We start from the raw sequence: 19,672 nt of genomic DNA, 5'->3' as shown, positions 1-19,672 counted from the left end.
TCCTTAGGACTGTATCTTCGCCAACTCGATCTGGATTTCCCGATCGAGTTCCGGCCCAGGACCCGGCAGGTCATGAAAGAAGCTGCGCGCTTCTTCGGCCACAGGCTGGGGACCCTGACCATAAATTCCCGACACATGAAAAACATGGAAATGCTGAATGCCGAGACTGCGAGCGATCAATGCGCTTTGGCGGCTCGTCAGGTGGGCCTTATCCACCGCACGCGAACGATCTTCATCGGCAAAACTGCTTTCCGAAATACCATCTGAAGCCTGACCAAAAGCCTTCTTTAAAGCCTCAAGATTGCGAGGGGAAAAAGACAGATCCGTAAGGTAGACGAGCGATCGCCCCTTGTGCTGGGTGATCAACTCATGGGCCAGCTCTTCAATTGCAAACGTTCGACCATCCGCTTCGATATCCCCCTGCACCCGGCCCGTTCGCACCCGATGCTGCAAATCCCCGAGCCAGGGACCCGCTTTGAGATGAAGGGATTTCAATTTATCAGTCCGAACTTTAAGGATCGCCGGGGCTTCCAGTTTATAGGACACCGACATGATCCCCTTATGCTCCATGAGAGCCGCTGCCACCTGGGATCCATCGCGCAGCGTCACCAAATGATGATGCGTGATATCGGTCAGGGATGCCGACGCTGAAAATTTATCTGTATTGGTTAACAACGCCGACCATACCGATCCATCGACGCGGACCTCATGCACCAGAAAACGAATCTGATCGGGTTCAATGAGATTCCACGTATAGGAATTGAGTTTCGCGCGCACCCGTTCAATAAAATCATCCGGACCAAAGATCGAGAGCTGACGCCGATGCGGAACATTGACCCGCAAAAGCCGATCAAAACCCACAAAATGATCCATGTGCGCATGCGAGACAAAGACGTGCCGGACCCGCAGCATATCCCGGTGACCGAGGTTTTCGATCGAGCCCAGGTCAAACAGCAGAGCTTCGCCCATCCGTTTTAACAGCACGAAAACTGCAGGATCACCCTGCAGGCCATTGACGAGTCGAAAATCAAAGGGCTTGTCACTCATAAAGCTCAGGACGCCTATTGCGAAGAGCAGGAAGTCGATCACGCACGGCCTGGATGCGAGCCTTTTGGGCTTCTGCTATGGCCACACCAGGCACAGCGCCTGTGTTGGCCAGCACGTAACCCCAGGGATCGACGATCATGGAATGCCCATAGGATGATCGACCGCGGCCGTGATCTCCCGTTTGATTCGAGGCAAACATATAAGCCTGCTGCTCCACCGCACGCGCGCGCAGGAGCAGCTCCCAGTGATCCATGCCGGTATGCAAGGTAAAGGCGGAAGGCAGCACGATGATATCCAGCGCCTGGTCTTTCGCCATGCGTTCAAAATAGCCAGGAAAACGCAGGTCATAGCAGATACCCAGGCCGACCCGGAAACCTTCGAGATCAAACGTCATCGGTTCATCGCCCGCCATGAATCCATCGGATTCGCAGTAAAGCGCTTCGCCCTTGGCACTGTAAAGATTAAAAAGATGCGTCTTGCGATACTTGGCCACGCGTTGACCCTGACGATCGAAGACAAAGCAGGTATTGAACACCCGCCGATGACCAAGGCGACCTTTGACATCCGCCTCACTCAGTTCGCCCTGTGCGGCCTGCTCACCGAAACTGCCGGCAAAAAGACAGATTTTATGCTGACGCGCAGCCGCAGCCAGCCGGGTGCCCAGAGTCCCACCCTCAACTTCACCCATTTCATGAATCCGATCATAGGATCCATGATAGGCAAAAACCTCAGGCAAAAGCACCCAGTCAGCCCCACGAGCGGCAGCATGCGCCACCCAATGCAGGGCTTCCTCGATATTGCGTTCCCGATCCTCGGTGCTGGTCATACAAATGCTGGCCAGGATGAGACTATCTTTGGTCATTAAAGCTCCGGAAGAATGATCTTGCGATCCACCCCAAAGATCTTAGTCAGCAGCGCTACCCTTGTCCACATGCCGTTTCTCTCCTGACGCCAGTATTTGGCGCGCGGATCGTTATCGATCGCGACATCCAATTCCTCGCGACGCGGCAAGGGGTGCATGATCACGGCGGTCGTTTTCATGAGCGGCAAATGTTCCGCTTTCAGGTGGAAGCGGCGATAGTCGACTTTTTTCGACTCGCCATTGGTGTCATACTCGTCCTGGACACGGGTCATATAAACCGCATCCGCGACCCGCAAAGCGTCCTCGAACTGATCGGTCTCTTCAAATTGCTGCCCCTTCTGCCTAAGCTTCTGACGCAGATCGTCGCTGATCCGAAATTCGGGAGGCGAAACAAAGAGGATCTTCACATCGCGATAATTGCTCATCAGTCCGCTGAGGGAACGAATGGTACGACCGCGCTTCAGATCCCCGACCATCATGATGGTTTTGCCATCGATGCCGCCGTGACGAACAAAGCTGCGGCTCAATGTATAAATATCCAGAAGGGCCTGGGTCGGATGCTCATCGGGTCCTGATCCGGCATTCACAATCGGAATCGGCCGCTCGGTTTCATCCAGAAGATTGGCGATCCGATCGCAGAGGCCGGGCTCGGGCGTCCGCATGATGATGACGTCCACGTAACTGGAAAAGGTGCGCAGGGAATCCTCGATGCTTTCCCCTTTGCGCTCCGAACTCGTCGAGGAATCACGGATCTCATTCGTGCCCATCCCGATGATCTGACAAGCGGTCTGAAACGACAGGAACGTGCGCGTCGACGGCTGCGTGAAATAAAGCATGGCGCGTCGGTGGGCAAGGAGCCCCTGCAGATACATCAGGCCTTCCTTCGATTTATCGAAACGCCGGATCGTATCAGTCAACTGGCACATATGGTCCAGAAAAGGGCGATCAAACTGCGAGCTGCTGAGAATATGCAACGGTATGCTTGGAAGTTCGTCCATAAAACAATCCCCTCAAAGATAACGAACAGTGGACTCGCCAGACCCAGGAATCATTTCACCGATGGATGCGCATCCGAGGCCCAGTTCCTTGCTGATCTGATGAAACTTCGCTTCGGCCTCGGCAGCCACCACGGCGATCATGCCGGCACCCATATTGAAAACGCCTTCGACATCTTCAAAGCTCGCACCATGGCTTTCATAGAATGCGCGCATCCAATCCGGCGTCGGAATTTTTTTCGGATCAATCTGCGCATCCAGTCCCTCGGGCAGAACGCGCGGCAGGTTGCCGGAAATGCCGCCGCCTGTGATATTAGCCAGGGCGTGCAGTGGCCCCCATCCCAGCCGCTTTAAAAGCTCCGGCACCTCATGGTAAATTTTGGTGGGCTGCAGAATACGGTCAAGCATCGTCCGATCGACCGGTTTTTCCGCCAGCCACTTACGAACCAGGGAATAACCATTGCTATGGAATCCGCTGGCGTTCAAAGCAATCAGTTTATCGCCGCGCTTGACCAGCTCCGGCTGGAGGCGTTTTTTTCCATCCACCACGCCGACCACAAATCCGGCAAGGTCGAAGTGCCCTTTTTCATAGAGTCCTGGCAACTCTGCAGTTTCACCACCGAGCAGCGCCGCGCTTGATTGCGCCAGGCCTTGGCGAATACCCGAGAGTATGGCCTTGAACTGATTCTCGTCCAAAATTCCGGTGGCATAGTAGTCGAGGAAAAAGAGCGGACGGCCGCCCACGGTATAAAGATCATTCACGCACATGGCGACGAGATCGATCCCCAGACCCTCGAGTTGGTTATGCTCGATGCCGAGCAAAACTTTGGTGCCAACCCCATCGGTTCCGGAGACGAGGAGCGGATCCTCCATCCCGGAAAAATCGGGACGGAAGAGCGCGGCGAAACCACCGATACCCGAGACGACCTGACCACCACTGACCTGATCGGCTTTGCGGCTTTGCAGCCAGTCCACCAGGGCATCACCTTTGGCAACGTCCACGCCGGATTCCTTGTAGAGATCTTTGCCTTTTTGCTCGGTCATATCCTGGGCTCCTCTATGATTTCAAAATGAAGGATCAATTGTTTGAGTTGATGATTGGTATTTTCATCCGCGTTGCCATAAGGCAACAGAACCTTGCGGTCCTTAAAAATAGGCAGTTCCAACAGTTCAGGAACGGCCACCTCACCTTCAAGACCGATCCAGCTTTCCGCTTGCACAAAAAGCGCGCGCGCCAGCTCTTCTTCGTTCGCGCAGCGCAGCAGGACGGGGACGCCGTAGTCCACTCCGACTTCGGCAAGGTATTGCAGCGTTGCGGGATCATGATCACGCACATTTAAACTATAAAGGTCAGCACCCATGGCGATGGTTTCCAGCACCTGAGCTTCCCCAGGCAAGGCATCCCAACGACCAAAGGCACGCAGAGAATCCAGCTCCTTGGCCCGACGAAACCAAAGCGGTTCAGCCTCGGAATTTTTCAGTTCATAAAAGAACAGCTCCACGTCCGGTCTTGTCTGAAAGAACCTGGAATCGGGAACTGCGCTTGCGGTCGCGGCGCGGATCGGAAGGCCGGAACCCCGGCTGGTAATTTTTCGAAGGGACGGGGCCGTGGTGGCCAGAGACTTCAGACGATTCAGGTATATGGCTTCGTCCTGAGCCGAGCGCGGCTTTTGCATCTGTTCAAGCAGGACATCCAGAAAATCTTTCACGTCCGCCCCCTGGATTCTTTAAGAAAAACACCAGTAGTTTGAGAGAGTTGCAAAAAGGTGTCTAATGTTTTGACGGGCCGTGCCGAACCCTTACCTGGAAGACAGAAAGACCTGTAGCCTTGTGTGGTGGCCATGGTAGCACTTAAGAATGTCCGTACAAACTGGATCATATTGGCTTTGTGCATGTCTCTCGCTGCACTTACAAACCATAGTCATGGAGAAGTTGTCTACAGGAAACTCAGTGCCCCTGAAGTCATAGCGGCGGCTGAATCTTGCGAGCCTTCGCCGGCTCCGACTTTGGCTGTGGAAGAAGCGTCAGCTGGACTAGCTGTGGTGAAAATTCAAAAGAAAGGCCGATCCCTAATAGCACTTTTGGCTGGGGGACAGCGTGATGGGCTTTTGCCCGGGAGTATTTTGCAAACGAGTCGACGGGGCATTCCCACGGCTCTGCTTAAAACCACCGAAGTCCGCGAAAATTATACCCTGGCCGAAGTTACCGAGGACGGCTCCAAAGACTCCGGCGTTTATTATCCCGAGGCACCTGGATTAATGGTCGGTGACCGGGCTGAGCCGCAGGAAATAAAAATCAGTCAGAGCCTTCGCATTTTGCCTCATCGAACTTTGACTTATGAGCGCCTTTTCATCGATCCGAAAAATCTTCCCACCACATTCGAACTGTCGGCGGAGGGTCGGAATTTTCTGCTCGAGCAGGCCCAGATTTTCATGAAGGCGCATGCACCTTTGCTGCTGGTCGAAGGACACACCGATCCCAAGGGTGACAGCCAGAGCAATCAAGTGGAATCCTATCAACGAGCCATGACGGTTCGGCAGGTATTGATCGACGAATTTGGCCTCGATCCCAACCGAGTGGTGGCCATCGGGCTTGGCGAAACTGAACCTCTGGACGAACCCTATCTGCCAGGCCGAGCTGAGGAAGCCCGAAGAATTATCCTGAAGGTAAAATCCCAGCCCCTCCCCCACTGATTAAGTGTATCTATTTCAAATAAAATCGGGCAACATGAGTCCTTGTTGCCTTACTTCCGTCACGGGACTATTTATGGACGCCGACGACTGACGATGAAAAAGAAACTTCTTCTGCCAGCAACCTGCTTGCTCGCCATCGCTGCTGTTCTGGGCTATCAGAACTGGGCTCCGCAAAAGATCCAAATTCCCCGACTTAACATGGATAAAACGATCCATCCGCGACCGGTGGCTGAATTCGAACCGATGTTCGGTGTCGCCATCAGTGAGCAGATTCTGTTCCGGGAATCCGGCATCGAATTGGTGCGCGCGCTGCTGGCCGCCAATGCCAAAGTCTATATCTTCATGACGGCTGCTTTCAAAGACCAGGTCGACGAACTCTTTGCGAAAAAGAAGCCTTTCAAGCCTCATGAACTGACTTCGATTACCAAGGTTCAGCTGGAGCATGAGAGCCCCTGGCTGCGTGATTATTTTCCGGTTCCGGTCCTGCGGGCCTATCCCTTTCTTCCGCCGACACCAAGTTTTGTGGATTTCGTCTATCGCGATGGCAACAGCTACGACGATGCCGCGATTCATCAGTTCGCCCTGGCCATCAATTCCAGCGTCGAGCATCTGCCGATCGTCATGGACGGTGGCAACTTCATGACAAATGGTGAAACCTGTGTCGTGTCCGAGGAGATGTGGGATGATCCGGAGTCGAATCGCAAACAGGATCCGGGTTTTTCTTTGAGTGAGCACGTCGCCGATATTTTTCAACTGGCGCTCGGCTGTCGGAAAACCCTGGTCGTGAGTCAAATCCCACATCCACATGTCGACATGTTTTTAAAATTCATCAATAGGGATACGGTCCTGGTCAACGAGATCCAGGACCGAACCATGGCCCTCGTCGGCGAGACGGATATCGACGATAAAGCCAAAATTCCCAAGATAAAAGCCGAGCTGGATCGGATTGCCAAGGATCTGAGCAAAACCTTCCGGGTGGTTCGGGTGCCCATGCCTCTCCCGGTGCACGATATTTTCTTTACTTATGCGAATTCTGTGATAGTAAACGATACAGTGATCATTCCAAGTTACAAGAACCCCGACCCGGGTCGAGGCACCTACCCCGACCAGCGGTATTACGCGTCCTATGAGGTCGAGGTTCAAAAGATTTATCAGGAACTCGGGCTGAAGACGGTTTTTCTGAAGGCAGACGACTTAATCAAGGATGGAGGCGCCTTTCATTGTATAACGTTCCACCTTCCCGATCTTGATGCAATAGTACCGGATACGAGTCATTTGGCGGCAAAGCCTAAGCCATGACCATTTTTAACGTGGGAGAGAGCCTACATGATACACCCCGACACCAAGTTAAAGTGGGTTAGCAAAGAGATCGGTTACGGTGTCTTTGCAACCAAGTTGATCCCGAAAGGCACGGCGCTTTATGTGCGGGATCAGCTCGAGATCATTGTCGAGCGCGACGCCGCCTTGATTAAAAATCCCGCCTATACGGATATTGTAAAAAAATATTCGTATATCGATGCCAAGGGCGACTACGTCCTGAGCTGGGACCACGGCCGGTACGTGAATCACTGCTGCAATCCCAACACCGTGACGACTGGCTACGGTTTTGAGATCGCGCTGCGTGATATCGCTCCGGGCGAAGAGGTCACGGATGATTATGGTCTCCTGAACCTGGACGAGGAAATTCCGCTGGCCTGCTGCAAGGAAGGCTGTCGGGGTGTGGCGCGTCCCGAGGATTTTGATACCTATGCCGATCACTATGATGGACTGGTTGCGGATGCCCTGACCCACTTTTATCTGGTGGATCAGCCGCTCCTGAAATTCTTTGATCGGAATACTCTGAATCAGCTGAACGGCTATCTGGAAACAGGTACGGCCTATATTTCAGTGCGAGCTCAGAAGTTTGTGGAAGGGGCCTTGCCCACTCCGGAGCTGCGCTATCGCGGTGAACGCAAACGCAGTCTCGAACGTTCTGAGTAGTCGAGCTCCCACTCTCCCTGCCAAGCATCAGCACGTGGACCACCACGTGCCCGTCTTCCATAAAGAGACGCCAGGCTTCAGAACCTGGCGTCTTTTACGTGGAGTTTGCGTTACACCTTGAGACCCACCTTGGCTGCGATCTTCAGTCCATAGTCCTGATCACAGCGCAGAAAGTGTTCGATACACGGGCGAAGAATGTCATGAGGCACGCCTTGCATGGCTGCGGCCAGGTTATCGGTCAGACGCTCGCGTTCCGCTGCCGTGAGAATACGGTAGAGGTTGCCGGCCTGCGTGAAGTCATCGTTTTCACGATGCGCATCATAACGCAAGGCATCACCCTGGATCCGCAGCGGAGGCTCGGCAAAGGATTCGTTCTGGGCCGGTCCGTTGAAGCCATTGGGTTCGTAGTTATCATTCCCCCCCCCATTGCCATCGAAGCGCATGCCGCCATCGCGATGGTAAGCCGTCACCACGTTGAGAGGCCGGTTGACCGGCAGACTTTGAAAGTTCACACCCAGACGATACCGTTGGGCATCGGGATAAGCAAACAGTCGAGCCTGCAGCATTTTATCAGGTGAATAACCAATTCCCGGTGATACGTTTGCAGGCGAAAATGCCGCCTGCTCGACCTCGGCAAAGAAGTTTTCCGGATTGCGATTGAGTTCCAGGATGCCTACTTCATGCATGGGGTAATCCAGATGCGGCCAGACTTTGGTTAAATCAAAGGGATTGTAAGGCAATTGTTCCGCATCCAGCTCGGGCATAATCTGCACCATCATTTTCCAGCGTGGATACTGCCCCGCTTCAATCGCTTCGAAGAGATCGCGTCCGGCATAATCCGGATCCGTTCCGGCGAGCATCGCAGCTTTTTCAGGCGGCAGGTTTTTAATGCCCTGCATGGATTTAAAGTGGAATTTAACCCAGAAGCGCTCGCCATCACGATTCCAAAGACTGAACGTGTGACTGCCATAGCCATTCATATAACGATAGCCATCCGGGATACCGCGAACACTGAAGAGGATCGTGATCTGGTGCATGGCTTCCGGCGCCTGAGCCCAGTAATCCCACATACGGCGCGCATCCTTGTAGCCCGTGCGTGGATCACGTTTCTGCGAGTGAATGAAGTCCGGGAATTTCAAAGGATCGCGCTCGAAAAAGACCGGCGTGTTGTTGCCGACGATATCCCAGATGCCTTCCTCAGTATAAAATTTCAGGGCAAAACCGCGGGGATCACGATCCGTATCTGCCGATCCTTTTTCACCAGCAACAGTGGAAAAACGGAGGAAAGTCGTCGTTTGCTTGCCGACACCGGCAAAGACCGCAGCCCTTGTGAAACGAGTGATATCCTGCGTAACGGTGAATGTACCATAAGCTCCAGAGCCCTTGGCATGGACCACCCGCTCCGGGATGCGCTCCCGATTGAAATGAGCGATTTTTTCGATCAGGTGCATGTCCTGAAGGAGGACCGGTCCACGCGCACCAGCTGTTAAAGAATGCTGGTTCTGGCTCACGGGATGGCCACCGGCAGTCGTCAATAAAGGCTTTTTCATACGGCTTTCCTCACTCTCTTAAAAGGGTTGATATATCCGAACCAGGCGGTGACCATCTGCTGCCAGCGGGCCTTGGGCTTGCCAGACTGCAGAAGTTCAACGCAATCGAACCGTCCAAACATTTGGGCAAATTGCAGAGCGTTCTGCCCGGCAGAATTTCGATGGTGAGGATGGGCTCCTGCACGAAGCAGCAGCTGGAGTATGTCCGCGTGTCCTTTGAAGGCCACACCCATCAGGATGCTATTGCCAGCCGGGTCTGTGGAATTCAGGTCCGCGCCGATCGAAATGAGGTAACGGGTGGCTTCGAGATGGCCGTTATAGGCTGCGAGCATCAAAGCGGAATAGCCTTCGCATTTTTGCGATCCAGGTCACCTTTCTGCTTCGTCAGCCGGGCCAGCTGCAACATGTTGCCGGTACGGGCAGCCTCATGAACATCATCATCTGTCGCAAACGTCGCCTTATAATCATTCCAACTTCGCATACGCGGGTTCCTTTCCTGCGTGACCCATTCGCCGGCCACAGAGGAAGTATCGACCCAAATCTCATTGAACAAAAATATGAATATTCTATGGTTTAATAGTATTTAACTATGAGGCGGGAGGAAATGCTGGGGTCCAGGATCCAGAATTTTCAATCTTTTTTCACGGGCTTGGGCCAGGACCCCGGAAGGGATATGGCTTTGCAGAATTTTAAACAGAGCTTCAATGAGAGGCTTTTTTAAAAACGAGCGGTGATAGACCAGACTCACCTTCCGTGTGGGAATGGGCTCAATGAATTCCTTGATCTGCTCCTTTTGCTGAGCAGCACTTAGACTTTTGCGCGCCAGACTTGGAATGAGCGTGAACGATCGCTGCTGATCCACCAGTTGCATTAAGGTCTGCAGCGTACCGACCTTCAATTTGATGCCGTGACCTTCCCGCAATTGACTGTCACAGATCTGAGTCAGTTGATCGCGCATGCAATGCGTGTCATCCAAAAGCGAAGGGGCCCAGCTCTCCAAATCAGCCAGGGTAACGGTTTTTTGAGCCAGAAGAGGATGACCCTGATGAGCAAAGATGCAAAACGGTTCATAGTATAAAACCCGCTCGAGCAAGGACTCAGGAGCCTGACGCGGCGTCGAGAGTATCGCCGCATCCAGACGACCTTTATCCAGGCCTTCCATCAGCGCTTCGGTTTTATCCTCGGATATTTCCACCAGCAAGTCCTTGTGCTCACGAGCCAGGGCCGCACTGAAAACCGGCAAAAGGTAAGGACCAATGGTCGGAATGATCCCCAGTCGCAGAGTGCCACGAATATCCTTCTGATAGCTCAGCGCGATATCGTGAATGCGTTGCGTTTCATTCAGCACACGACGCACCATATCCAGGATCTCCCGTCCCGCATCGGTGATGGTGACCTGCCGACGATCACGATCGAAGAGTCGAACGGCGAGTTCCTCTTCCAGTTTCATGACCTGCGTACTCAGACTCGGCTGCGTCACGTGACATTCTTCGGCTGCCCTGCTGAAGTTGCCTGTGCGTTCGATTGCGAGAATGTACTCAAGCTGGGTGAGAGTCATGCCAGGGTTCCGGATGTGAAGGATACGGAGAGGCATTGTGCAAAACTGGCCCCCAGGGCGCAAGAACATTTCCAGGTGACCCAGGTTTCTCTGGACACCCGACTCGGTTGATGAAAACATGGGATCCCATATATCGGGGTGAAAGCCATGACTGAATGCCATTCCTCATACTCTCCCATCGTTTTGAACTGCCTGCGGCGGCTGGTGAGTGCGCTGCATGTCGCATCGCGGCAGACTGAAAAGCAGCTGGGTATGAGTACGGCTCAACTTTTCGCCCTACAAAAACTCGAGGATGGTCAAAAACGCTCTCTCAATGACTTGGCCTCGTTGACTTACACCCATCAAAGTTCGCTGTCGGTTGTGGTTCGAAAGTTGGTGGCCAAGGGGTTGATCGAAAGCAGTGCGGCGCCTGAGGATTCGCGGCGTCTCATGCTGGGTTTAACAGATCAAGGCCGGAACGTTTTGTCCAAGGCATCGGCGAGCGTACCGGATCGATTGCTCACGGCTTTGGCTGGCATGGAGCCCCAGGATCAGCGGCAGCTCGGCGATCTCCTCACGCGGCTTTTGGATCGAGCGGCGATGAGTGAGACCAGGGCTGAACTATTTTTTGAATACGATGAATTAAAAACCCAAGAGGAAAGTCATGACAACCCAGGCTGAAGGTCAACTGCGTGCTGTGTCGGGCGACAAGGAAACCACAGGGCCCGCTGCCATTCGCATGCTTACGCCTCGTGACGCGGCCCTTCGCGGCCTCAAAACGTTTGCCCTGACCGCACTGGCGGCTCTGTGTACGATTATTATTCCTGGTGTGCATTTTCTTTCAGTCCCAGGTGGTTTGATCGCCGCGCCCATCGTGGGCATCCTGGTCTTTCTGAAAAGTCGAGGCACCATCCACGGCATGTCCGGCTCGTTCCCCTGCCCTCACTGTGGTCAGAGCAATACCCTTGAGTATCAGGAGGGCAAGCCGCCTTATTTTGGATCCTGTCCGCATTGCAAGAACCCCTACCAAGTATGGCCCCGGTAAAGGCGTTTCCTGCCCGTTAACTTTGAGGCGGAAGCCCAAGAACCTCATGGACGGCTTTGCCGGCTGGGTGCACGACGCTCACGCACTCCGTCTGGCTTTTTTGAAATTCCAGCTTCATCGGCACCGTTTTCGTGGTCAGCTCGCGACCATACTGGAAAAGATCCGGCTGACAGAATTTACCCGTCATGCCCCAATGAATCGGAAAATTCCGCAGTTTCTCATCGTCCTTGGGGTTGTTCGTCAGCAGATCCACTCGATTATTACCGTCAAATTCAAAACCCAGATGATTCTGCACGATCATCGCCAGATGCTCATACTGATTGCCATATCCATAGATGTCAATCACGGGGCCGTCTTCATAGGACTTGCCGATGTCGGCCGGCGTGTAGCCAGCAAGCTTGTCCTTGGAACCCGCTTCACCAAAAAAGAGCCACTGAGCCAGATGATAGACCGCATTGTCGGGCACTTCGGGGAGGGCATCCGAGAGATGCGTTCCCGTCAAGGCCGCAGCTTTAAAGTCACAAGCATGCGCTAGCTCGTGGGCCAGCAGTCCTTCCAAATCCAAACGCCGACTGTCCTCGATGCTCTTGGCCTGCACGGTATCCACGGTAAAAAACAGAAGTTCGATCTGGTCAAAATTCTCTTCACGGGAGTCAGGATTTTTGCTGACGGTGTTGGCTTCCTCGGCGTTGGCTGCAAAATAACGGGCATCCAGGTAAATGGCCGCGCTGGACGGATAATAAAAAGAGGGCCGAATATCCGTGGAGATAGCGATCCCTTTCACACAGGACAGCATGGAAATAATTTCCGGCCGCGTCGCCTGCAGGAAGGTTTTGAAACGTTCCTTCTGCCAGTCGTGACTGATCAGGGTATGGCCCAGGATGGACTCCACCTGCTCCTCACGCGTGACGCCGGGGACTGTTAAATAAGGCAACTGACAGGATGCCAGCACGTCGGGATCGGCATCGCCGGTGATGCATCGATTGAATTTGGCATCATCCCGCTGATCCGGAATCGAACCGGCGAGGCTCAGTGGCGTTTGCACCAGAAGTTCGTCCGGTGCATGAAGGATGTCCTTGCGAGTTTTCCTTTTATGACCGCAACCCGTCACAGCGAGGGCACAGGCGGCAATGCAGATGGCTTTGAATTTCACGTGACGTCTCCCCGGCTTGGCCTGGATTTCTGAATGAAAAGACAGCAAGCCTGGATTTTTCTATAGCGGATTTTTAGGATTTCGGGAACTGAGCTTCGGTAACGCGCCTAGTACAACGTCAAATCTCCAGTAATTTCGTCGATCTTTTCCGCCAGATCAGGGCCAATGGCACAGGCTGTCAGAGTGGGCTCGCCGTGAAATTCAGTGCGTCCGCTATCCTGAATCATAAAGCTCTTGAGGCCCGCGGCGAGGGCTTTCTCATGATGGGCGATCAGCTCCTCCTCGCTATTAACCCGAAGACAAACTTTGGCCATGCCGTGGACCATCCAATGTTTTTCAGCGTCGGTCAATTCCAGCAGCGTGGGTTGATTCTGGATGAGAAGCTGACGCAGAGGTTCAACCAGAAAATCCATCGACGCGTGCGAGCCTTGGGCAATTTCCTTGCCGCGTCGCATGTTGAGATCCTTGCGAACCAGAATAACCTGTTTAATGCGCATGACTAATGTTCCTTGGGTTGAACCGACTGCCAGATTCGCTCGGGTAAAAACTCCCAGGCAGCCTCCAGATCCAGTCCCGAACCACCGCTGAGCCAGCGTCGAGCCAACTCCGCAAGGGGACCGATGAGTAAAATTTCATAAAGCGGCAGCGGGAGGGCGATCAATTCGCCTGCACGGATGTGAGGTTCGAACAGAGCCATCAGTTCCTGGAGGATGGGCTCTTTCGCCTGGCGAATCTCCTGCTCGTACTGCTGCATGTAGGGCGCGTAGGCCGACGCATGGATAAAGCGCGCGGCGTTTTTCCTGTCACGGGTCCATTCAATATAGGCCCGCGCCTGCGCCATAACCTTGTTTTTGGCCGTGGTCTGGGCCCGAACCGCTTCGATAATGGTTTGCAAGAGGTCGGCCATCGAACTCTGATAGAGAGCGGCCGACACGCCATGAAGATTGCTGAAATGATGATAGATGGACCCGATTGAGACCGCTGATTCCTCGCTCAGGCGCTCGATGGAAAGTTCATGACGACTGAAAAGTTTCAGCGCCGTTTTTAAAATTTTGTCCGAGGTCTCCTGACCTCTTTGCTGTTTTCCAGCCACGGGTCATCCCGCTTTTTTCGTAAGCTGCAGCGCCTGCTGCCAGACCGCTGCACGGAACGATGCGTCCTGCATAAAGGGTGCAAGCGTCGTTTCCTTGAAGCGATCATAAAAACGCCCACTGACTCCTTGCAGCGCAGGGTCCGAACACAAATAAACGGGAGCCTCAGCCCCCTGCTCAGGCGTCAACCAAAGACGTTTGACCCAATTCAAAAGCACACCTTTCAGACCGGTCATGGCCCCGAGTTCGGTTCGGACGACACCGGGATGTACAGCATTGATCGTGGCACCACTTCCTTGCCAGCGTTCGGCAAAGGACATCGTCGTAGCAAGGTTCAAAAGCTTTGTCGAGGCATAGGTCTTGAACGCACTAAAATTATCGCCGATTGCCGTCGCCGTGTAGTGACGATCACCAATCGGATAAAGACCTGCTGTCATCTGCACCACACGCGTGCCGTCCCGTTTGAAACGACCTTCCAATTCGAGATTGATGAGAAAGGGTGCGAGGTGATTGATGACGAAAGCCTGTTCCAGACCATCAGGATTGATCATTTTCTGCTGGGGCCAGAGCGCAGCATTATGTAGGAAACCTTGAAGAGGCGGTAACGCAGCCATGACCTGGGTTGCGGCGTGGATGCCCGCCAGAGTGCCAAAATCACCCTTCAGGACGCGGATCCCCTGCCTGGACGGCAGAGATCGTATCAATGCCTCAGCAGCCTCACAATCGCGGCAAAGCAGCGTTAATTGACAATCCAACGCGGCGAGGGCTCGGGTCATTGCAGCACCTATCCCGCGGTTGGCTCCAGTGATCAAAATATGCCTGGTCATGACAGCCTCCTAAAACTAGAAAACATTACTAGAAACATTTTCTAATTCTAATCGGAAAGTTGCCACCGTAACATAAATGGCCGGAAATTTTACTATAACTGTCTGTTATTATTTGAGTTATGGCGCAAAATTTCCTGAGTCATCAATTCAATAGCTTCCGGTCGTCCATGCAATTGAGCCGGAGTGTTTTGGAAATGGGCCACCATCCACTGCTTGGAACGGCGTACCGCGGTCATAATCTGATACGCATTCAGCTTGGGATCCATCTCGGTTTTTTGGGGCGGGATCATACCTACGATGGCTTCCAGCTGAGCCACGTCGGGGGTCAGGAAACGAATGCCTTTGATCTTGGCCAAAAAAGGCGGTGGAGCATGATCGCGAAAGATCTGACCCACGGAATCCTCAATAGCCCTGGCGCCGCAATGATGAGTTCCATCAAAGCCAATGATCAAACCATCCGTCTCGAAGGGCGCGGCCATCTTTTTGGAATCGTGTTGATTCCAACCTTCAATCACACTCAGATAAAGTTTTTCAATCTGAGCTTCCTCGCTGCTCGCTCCATAAGGGGATCCGGAAAATTGTGGGCACATGGTGTCTCCCTCCATAATGAGAGTCGATGCTGGTTCATGAAGGGGATCATCTTACCGGGAAACTTTTTAAATGCGAAGCACGCCCTTGCCGAAATGAAATTAAGAACGCAGAGTGATCGCCGTTGGTTGATCAACGTAAGGAATCGAAAGGGCGGCTTGGGGGTTACCCTTAATCAAAGTCGGTGGGTCGCTCAGGATTTAACCAGTGATGGAAGAGAAGATCGATCTGCTCGATCGTGGTTCTCTTTGCGGAGAGCGGCGGCAACGCATCCCGGGGGAAAAAATCAGCAGCGCTGGTCTCGGCCGTGGGATGGGGTTGTCCTTCCTGAGCGTGACAGACGAACAGCAGTTTGTAGGAATGATAAAACTGTTTCGGTCCGCGGCAGTTGGTGTCATGGACAGCGGCGAGCTTCAGGGCCTGGGTTTTCAATCCTGTTTCTTCGAAGAGTTCTCGTTCCACAGCCTGCCTTGGTGTCTCGTTGATATCTGCCCACCCCCCTGGCAGGCACCAGAGTCCATCCGACCTTTCCCGAACCAACAGAATACGATCTTTGTGAAAGATGCCGCCGCGCACATCGACCTTCGGTGTGCGATAGCCGCGATCCTCCAGGATCAAAGCCTCAGCCTGGTCCTGTGCAAGGCCTGTTTTCTGCTGCAGGAGCTTCACGGCAAGGCCCAGAATAGCGTCAAATCGCTGACGGTCAAAAGGATCCTTGGTATAAGCGAGACCGGTTTGAGCCAGGCTTTGCAGAGTCTGTACAAGCTCCATCATGAACATCGGACCTTTTCTACCAGGGCGGCTGAGGACGAATGCGCAGTCGACCCGGTGGTGCATAGGGATTTTTCAAATGGGGCGGGCAGTTTTTTTCCTCAGCCTCGAACTGTCGGATAAGCTGCTCGCGCTCGAAACGCGACATGCGCTTGATCTCCTTTTCCCGGATCGCAGCGTAGGCGGCCAACCCATGCGTTTCGAAATAAACGAGATAAGTGATGTCATAGCGTGCCGTATAGCTGTTCGGGTTATGTTGGGATCGATGCTCGAACAGACGACGTTCCAGATTATTCGTGACGCCGGTATAGAGAAGACTTCGGTATCGATCACTCAGAATGTAGACGTAATAAGTTCTCATTTCCTGCTTTTAGACGGAATTCGCCGGGAACGGAAATGACATCATGGAGAGGGAATGTCCTTGGGCTGCGGTTATCGAACGCAAAAAACCCGGCTGCGATTTCTCGTCAACCGGGTTTTTTTGATGGTGGGGATGAGAAGACTCGAACTTCCGACCTCACGCTTATCAGGCGTGTGCTCTAACCACCTGAGCTACATCCCCATCGGAAGACACTTTATAAGGGTTCGCCTTTTTGCTGTCAACCATTTTGAATCCAAAATGCTCGACAGGACTGGACCAGGCCTAAGTAAAAGAGCCCCGCACTTCTGCAGGGCTCTTGTTCAGCACGAGGCTGGAACTTAGTTGGTGAATGAAGGGCTTTCTCCGCCTTCCACCATGTCTTCACCGCCAACTTTGGTCTTGAGACCCCAGTCAGACGCGCCGTAACGCTTCAGTTTGCGTTGCAGCGTGCGGATACCGATTCCCAAGGCACGGGCGGTATGCGTACGGTTGAAGTTTTTCTGTCTCAGAGTTTCCAGAATCACAATGCGCTCGATTTCGCGCAGTTTGGTTCCGGGGGGAAAAGTGACAGAAGATGTGTCGAAGTTGAGTGCAGCATCATTCGTGTTTTCCGGTGTCATCATAGCTGATTTCCTCCGATTTGGCTATTTATCCCGTTCCTCACATCCGCAAGAAACTTTGGTACCCCATCGCTCACACAGGACCCAAGACATCCATTCTTTCAACATCTCTTCCCCATCCAGGGACCGATGGCGGCCGCATCCTGCAGCTCTGTCCTGTCTTACCTGCCGTGAACTCCAGTTCACAAGCAAACTTTGGCATCTCTCGTATACGATCAACACATCAGTTTCAACTCGGAAGGGCTTTTTGCAGGACTCCTGCGGATCTTCCGTGGTGGCTTGACGTGAACTCAATGCCTTAGCTGCGACAAATTAGCAGTTTGAGAGACAATGTCAACATATTTAGTGAGGTTTTTTGTGCTTCTCTTCAAATTTTTTTGCGCGGTGCCGGGAAGGCTGTGTAACCCGCTGAAATCACACAGGAACCCAGCCTTTTCAGATATGTCAATTCCGACTGTTTTGTGGCTCAGCGTATGCGGGACGGGCTTTTCAGCGTTGGCAACGGCGGCAAAAGTATGTCGCACGACCCCCAATTTTGCTGCTGCTTATCTCTGTTTTGCACCGCAAACAAGGATCACCACCACGGCCATAAACACTCAGTGAGAGTTCAAAATAACCCGGTTCTCCGTCGACATGTTTATAGTCGCGGAAGCTTGTTCCGCCAGCTTGTATTGCTGCATGAAGCACCGATTGGATCGCATCACTGATTTTTTTCCATTCATCCCGTTTCACCGATGATGCTTTTCGTGAAGGTTTCACCCCAGCTAAAAACAGACTTTCATTTGCATAGATGTTGCCGACGCCTACGACATTGTGTGCGTCCATAAGAAAGTTCTTCACAGCCACGGTTTTGCCGCGACTGCGTTCAAACAGGATCTCATCCAGCGCCTCTGTGGCCAAAGGTTCCGGTCCTAAATCTTTCAACAGAGGATGCTGCAGCAGGGCATCGCGCGAGCTGCAGAGAATACAGCCGAATCGTCTGGGATCCACATAATGCAGATAGCCCAGTGTTCCGGAATCATCGATCACGCGAAAACTCGCGTGGGTGTGGTTCCATGACCCAATGGATTCCGCACTGAACAGCATATTGCCGGTCATTCCCAAATGGATGATGGCATAGCCGCTTTCCGTTTCGATCAAAAGATATTTGGAACGGCGTTCCACGGAGAGTATGGTTTTTCCCGCAATCAATTCCCTCAGATCCTGCATGGGAATCGGCCACCGGAGATCAGGTCGATGAAAGACCATGTCATCAAGTTTTTTGCCCAGGATGACTGATCGCACAGCACGGGTCAAACATTCCACTTCTGGCAATTCAGGCATAAAAAAACGCTCCCTTGCACCACCATCCCGGTCTGGGATGGTGCGAAGGGAGGATCATAGGAATAATTCAGCGCTGAAACAAGGTGATTACGATTCGGCGGTCGAGGGACGACGGGCGGCTTTTTGCGAGCCAGGCAGCAGCTGGCGCCGCATGCGATTGAGCAATGCTGGTTTAAAGTAGCCAGCAACGCAGAGCTGCTCCACAAGTTGCCAAGCCTGCTGGGCCTCGGATGGACCACGCGCGCCTGAGAACACAGCCTTCAGCCCATCCCTGGCTTTTTTCTGCTGTTCCACATCGATCGTTTTCGGTAAACGATCCGGCTGAGGGGTTTCATCCTGATTTTCTTTGAGAGCCTGATGACGAGCGAGCATAAACTGCATCTGCTTCATCAAAACCGCAAGGGGAGGCAATTCTCCCTTACGCGCCATCTGAATGGCCCAGGTTGCATGGAAAATATCGGGATTTTGCCGACAAAGAGCCTGGCATTCGGGAGCCATGCTGGTCAGACGCCGATACCAACCCACGGTGCGGGGATTGACGCCCACGCGTTCGGCAATGGCTTGATCACTCTCACCCAGATGATTCGCCTGCTGATAAGCCTGCGCCAGATCCAGATAAAAAACATCTTCACGCAGGTTGGCTGCGATCGTGTGATAAAGCTCATCACGCGTCGAGGCAAAAGGCAGAATCACGCATTCAATGGTTTTCCAGCCCAGCATCTTCGCGGCCAGGATGCGGCGATGACCGTTTTTGCAAACAAACGAATATTCGCCATTCGCTCCGGTTTTCAAACAGAGGGTGGGAAATTGAATCAGACCATCCTTCTGAATGGATTCCGCGAGCATCTTCAGATGATCCTGATTATAGGCTTCACGAATATTCTCGTGCAGCTTGATGCTGTCGACCGGGACCTTTTGAATGGTCTTGCCGTTTTTTTCGATCTGCGCCTGCAGCTGTTCAAAAACCGAGCTGGGAGCAGGCGCTGTCCGGGTCGGTTCCCGAGCTGGGGCTGGAGCTGCAGTTGCGGTCGCCGTTTCTGCTGATGCAGCCGCTGCTGCCGCAGCAGCAGCAGCAGCGGCTGCTGCTGGAGGCGCTGCCGGAGCTGGCTTGGCTGGACCCGCAGACGAAGCGCCGGTCCGTGAGGTGTTCACTTCACGCGCCGCGCCCTTGACCATCTTATCAAGATTCTTTTTGGCCGTTTCACGCATGGATGCCATGGGGACCTCGC

At 53.3% G+C, this 19,672-nt stretch carries 24 protein-coding genes and 1 tRNA gene; 5 read left to right on the top strand and 20 right to left on the bottom strand.

Features of this window, described 5'->3' with window-relative positions; genetic code table 11:
• Positions 1-3: 3 nt before the first annotated feature.
• The 5 genes from VE954_RS10650 to VE954_RS10630 are packed head-to-tail and all read right to left on the bottom strand — an operon-like array spanning position 4 to position 4,613.
• Positions 4-1,047, bottom strand: coding sequence for a hypothetical protein (locus tag VE954_RS10650; RefSeq protein WP_324952472.1), 1,044 nt, complete (start codon positions 1,045-1,047; stop codon positions 4-6).
• Entirely contained in the window at positions 1,040-1,909 is an 870-nt protein-coding gene (locus VE954_RS10645) for a carbon-nitrogen hydrolase family protein (protein WP_324952470.1), read from the bottom strand. Before VE954_RS10645 ends, VE954_RS10650 begins: the two co-directional genes overlap by 8 nt.
• Entirely contained in the window at positions 1,909-2,907 is a 999-nt protein-coding gene (locus VE954_RS10640; RefSeq protein ID WP_324952467.1) for a hypothetical protein, read from the bottom strand. Before VE954_RS10640 ends, VE954_RS10645 begins: the two co-directional genes overlap by 1 nt.
• Before the next feature lie 12 nt (positions 2,908-2,919).
• The gene (gene purM / locus VE954_RS10635) at positions 2,920-3,948 is read right to left on the bottom strand and encodes a phosphoribosylformylglycinamidine cyclo-ligase (RefSeq protein WP_324952465.1); all 1,029 of its coding nucleotides are present in this window, start codon (positions 3,946-3,948) and stop codon (positions 2,920-2,922) included.
• Positions 3,945-4,613 carry a hypothetical protein gene (locus tag VE954_RS10630; protein WP_324952463.1) on the bottom strand — a complete coding sequence of 223 codons (669 nt, stop codon included), beginning with the start codon at positions 4,611-4,613 and terminating at the stop codon, positions 3,945-3,947. Before VE954_RS10630 ends, purM begins: the two co-directional genes overlap by 4 nt.
• A gap of 183 nt (positions 4,614-4,796) precedes the next feature.
• Between VE954_RS10630 and VE954_RS10625 the strand changes: the two genes are divergently transcribed.
• The 3 genes from VE954_RS10625 to VE954_RS10615 all read left to right on the top strand — a co-directional run bounded on the left by VE954_RS10625 (position 4,797) and on the right by VE954_RS10615 (position 7,577).
• Positions 4,797-5,597: an OmpA family protein gene (locus tag VE954_RS10625; RefSeq protein ID WP_324952461.1), complete on the top strand. Its 801-nt coding sequence runs from the start codon at positions 4,797-4,799 to the stop codon at positions 5,595-5,597.
• Positions 5,598-5,690: 93 nt separating this feature from the next.
• Positions 5,691-6,896: an agmatine deiminase family protein gene (locus VE954_RS10620; protein ID WP_324952459.1), complete on the top strand. Its 1,206-nt coding sequence runs from the start codon at positions 5,691-5,693 to the stop codon at positions 6,894-6,896.
• Positions 6,897-6,923: 27 nt separating this feature from the next.
• A complete protein-coding gene (locus tag VE954_RS10615) occupies positions 6,924-7,577 on the top strand; it encodes an SET domain-containing protein (protein ID WP_324952458.1) in 654 nt (217 codons plus the stop codon).
• A 110-nt stretch (positions 7,578-7,687) separates the two neighbouring features.
• Here VE954_RS10615 and VE954_RS10610 read toward each other — a convergent pair whose 3' ends face one another.
• From VE954_RS10610 to VE954_RS10595, 4 genes are all read right to left on the bottom strand, one after another.
• The gene (locus VE954_RS10610; RefSeq protein ID WP_324952456.1) at positions 7,688-9,127 is read right to left on the bottom strand and encodes a catalase; all 1,440 of its coding nucleotides are present in this window, start codon (positions 9,125-9,127) and stop codon (positions 7,688-7,690) included.
• Positions 9,124-9,459 carry an ankyrin repeat domain-containing protein gene (locus VE954_RS10605; protein WP_324952714.1) on the bottom strand — a complete coding sequence of 112 codons (336 nt, stop codon included), beginning with the start codon at positions 9,457-9,459 and terminating at the stop codon, positions 9,124-9,126. Before VE954_RS10605 ends, VE954_RS10610 begins: the two co-directional genes overlap by 4 nt.
• Positions 9,459-9,608 carry a hypothetical protein gene (locus VE954_RS10600; RefSeq protein ID WP_324952454.1) on the bottom strand — a complete coding sequence of 50 codons (150 nt, stop codon included), beginning with the start codon at positions 9,606-9,608 and terminating at the stop codon, positions 9,459-9,461. Before VE954_RS10600 ends, VE954_RS10605 begins: the two co-directional genes overlap by 1 nt.
• A 102-nt stretch (positions 9,609-9,710) precedes the next feature.
• Complete coding sequence (locus tag VE954_RS10595) at positions 9,711-10,685, bottom strand: hydrogen peroxide-inducible genes activator (protein WP_324952452.1); 975 nt, start codon at positions 10,683-10,685, stop codon at positions 9,711-9,713.
• 147 nt (positions 10,686-10,832) lie between these two features.
• Here VE954_RS10595 and VE954_RS10590 point away from each other — a divergent pair, with 147 nt between their 5' ends.
• Positions 10,833-11,345, top strand: a complete 513-nt coding sequence (locus VE954_RS10590) for a MarR family winged helix-turn-helix transcriptional regulator (protein WP_324952449.1) — start codon at positions 10,833-10,835, stop codon at positions 11,343-11,345.
• On the top strand, positions 11,329-11,709 hold the full coding sequence (locus VE954_RS10585; protein WP_324952448.1) for a hypothetical protein: 381 nt from the start codon (positions 11,329-11,331) through the stop codon (positions 11,707-11,709). The genes VE954_RS10590 and VE954_RS10585 overlap by 17 nt, the downstream gene beginning before the upstream one ends.
• A 16-nt stretch (positions 11,710-11,725) precedes the next feature.
• Here the strand turns inward: VE954_RS10585 and VE954_RS10580 are convergent, their stop codons facing one another.
• The 11 genes from VE954_RS10580 to VE954_RS10530 form a co-directional block, all read right to left on the bottom strand.
• Complete coding sequence (locus tag VE954_RS10580; RefSeq protein ID WP_324952446.1) at positions 11,726-12,862, bottom strand: hypothetical protein; 1,137 nt, start codon at positions 12,860-12,862, stop codon at positions 11,726-11,728.
• A 107-nt stretch (positions 12,863-12,969) separates the two neighbouring features.
• Positions 12,970-13,359, bottom strand: coding sequence for an aminoacyl-tRNA hydrolase (gene pth2, locus VE954_RS10575; RefSeq protein WP_324952444.1), 390 nt, complete (start codon positions 13,357-13,359; stop codon positions 12,970-12,972).
• Between the two features lie 2 nt (positions 13,360-13,361).
• Positions 13,362-13,955, bottom strand: coding sequence for a TetR/AcrR family transcriptional regulator (locus tag VE954_RS10570; protein ID WP_324952442.1), 594 nt, complete (start codon positions 13,953-13,955; stop codon positions 13,362-13,364).
• A gap of 3 nt (positions 13,956-13,958) precedes the next feature.
• A complete protein-coding gene (locus tag VE954_RS10565) occupies positions 13,959-14,780 on the bottom strand; it encodes an SDR family NAD(P)-dependent oxidoreductase (RefSeq protein ID WP_324952440.1) in 822 nt (273 codons plus the stop codon).
• 92 nt (positions 14,781-14,872) lie between these two features.
• Complete coding sequence (locus VE954_RS10560) at positions 14,873-15,370, bottom strand: SgcJ/EcaC family oxidoreductase (RefSeq protein WP_324952438.1); 498 nt, start codon at positions 15,368-15,370, stop codon at positions 14,873-14,875.
• Between the two features lie 169 nt (positions 15,371-15,539).
• Positions 15,540-16,142, bottom strand: coding sequence for an NUDIX hydrolase (locus tag VE954_RS10555; protein WP_324952436.1), 603 nt, complete (start codon positions 16,140-16,142; stop codon positions 15,540-15,542).
• A 16-nt stretch (positions 16,143-16,158) separates the two neighbouring features.
• On the bottom strand, positions 16,159-16,500 hold the full coding sequence (locus VE954_RS10550) for a GIY-YIG nuclease family protein (protein WP_324952434.1): 342 nt from the start codon (positions 16,498-16,500) through the stop codon (positions 16,159-16,161).
• Between the two features lie 124 nt (positions 16,501-16,624).
• Positions 16,625-16,701: transfer RNA gene (locus VE954_RS10545), tRNA-Ile, on the bottom strand.
• Positions 16,702-16,838: 137 nt separating this feature from the next.
• Positions 16,839-17,123: a helix-turn-helix domain-containing protein gene (locus VE954_RS10540; RefSeq protein WP_324952432.1), complete on the bottom strand. Its 285-nt coding sequence runs from the start codon at positions 17,121-17,123 to the stop codon at positions 16,839-16,841.
• Positions 17,124-17,609: 486 nt separating this feature from the next.
• A complete protein-coding gene (gene mutM / locus VE954_RS10535) occupies positions 17,610-18,443 on the bottom strand; it encodes a bifunctional DNA-formamidopyrimidine glycosylase/DNA-(apurinic or apyrimidinic site) lyase (protein ID WP_324952430.1) in 834 nt (277 codons plus the stop codon).
• 87 nt (positions 18,444-18,530) lie between these two features.
• Positions 18,531-19,661 carry a ParB/RepB/Spo0J family partition protein gene (locus tag VE954_RS10530; RefSeq protein ID WP_324952428.1) on the bottom strand — a complete coding sequence of 377 codons (1,131 nt, stop codon included), beginning with the start codon at positions 19,659-19,661 and terminating at the stop codon, positions 18,531-18,533.
• Between the last annotated feature and the right edge of the window lie 11 nt (positions 19,662-19,672).

This window comes from Oligoflexus sp. (assembly GCF_035638955.1).
Classification (GTDB): Bacteria; Bdellovibrionota_B; Oligoflexia; order Oligoflexales; family Oligoflexaceae; genus Oligoflexus.
The sequence above is the reverse complement of the archived record's forward strand: the minus strand, read 5'-3'. Positions and strand labels throughout refer to the sequence as shown.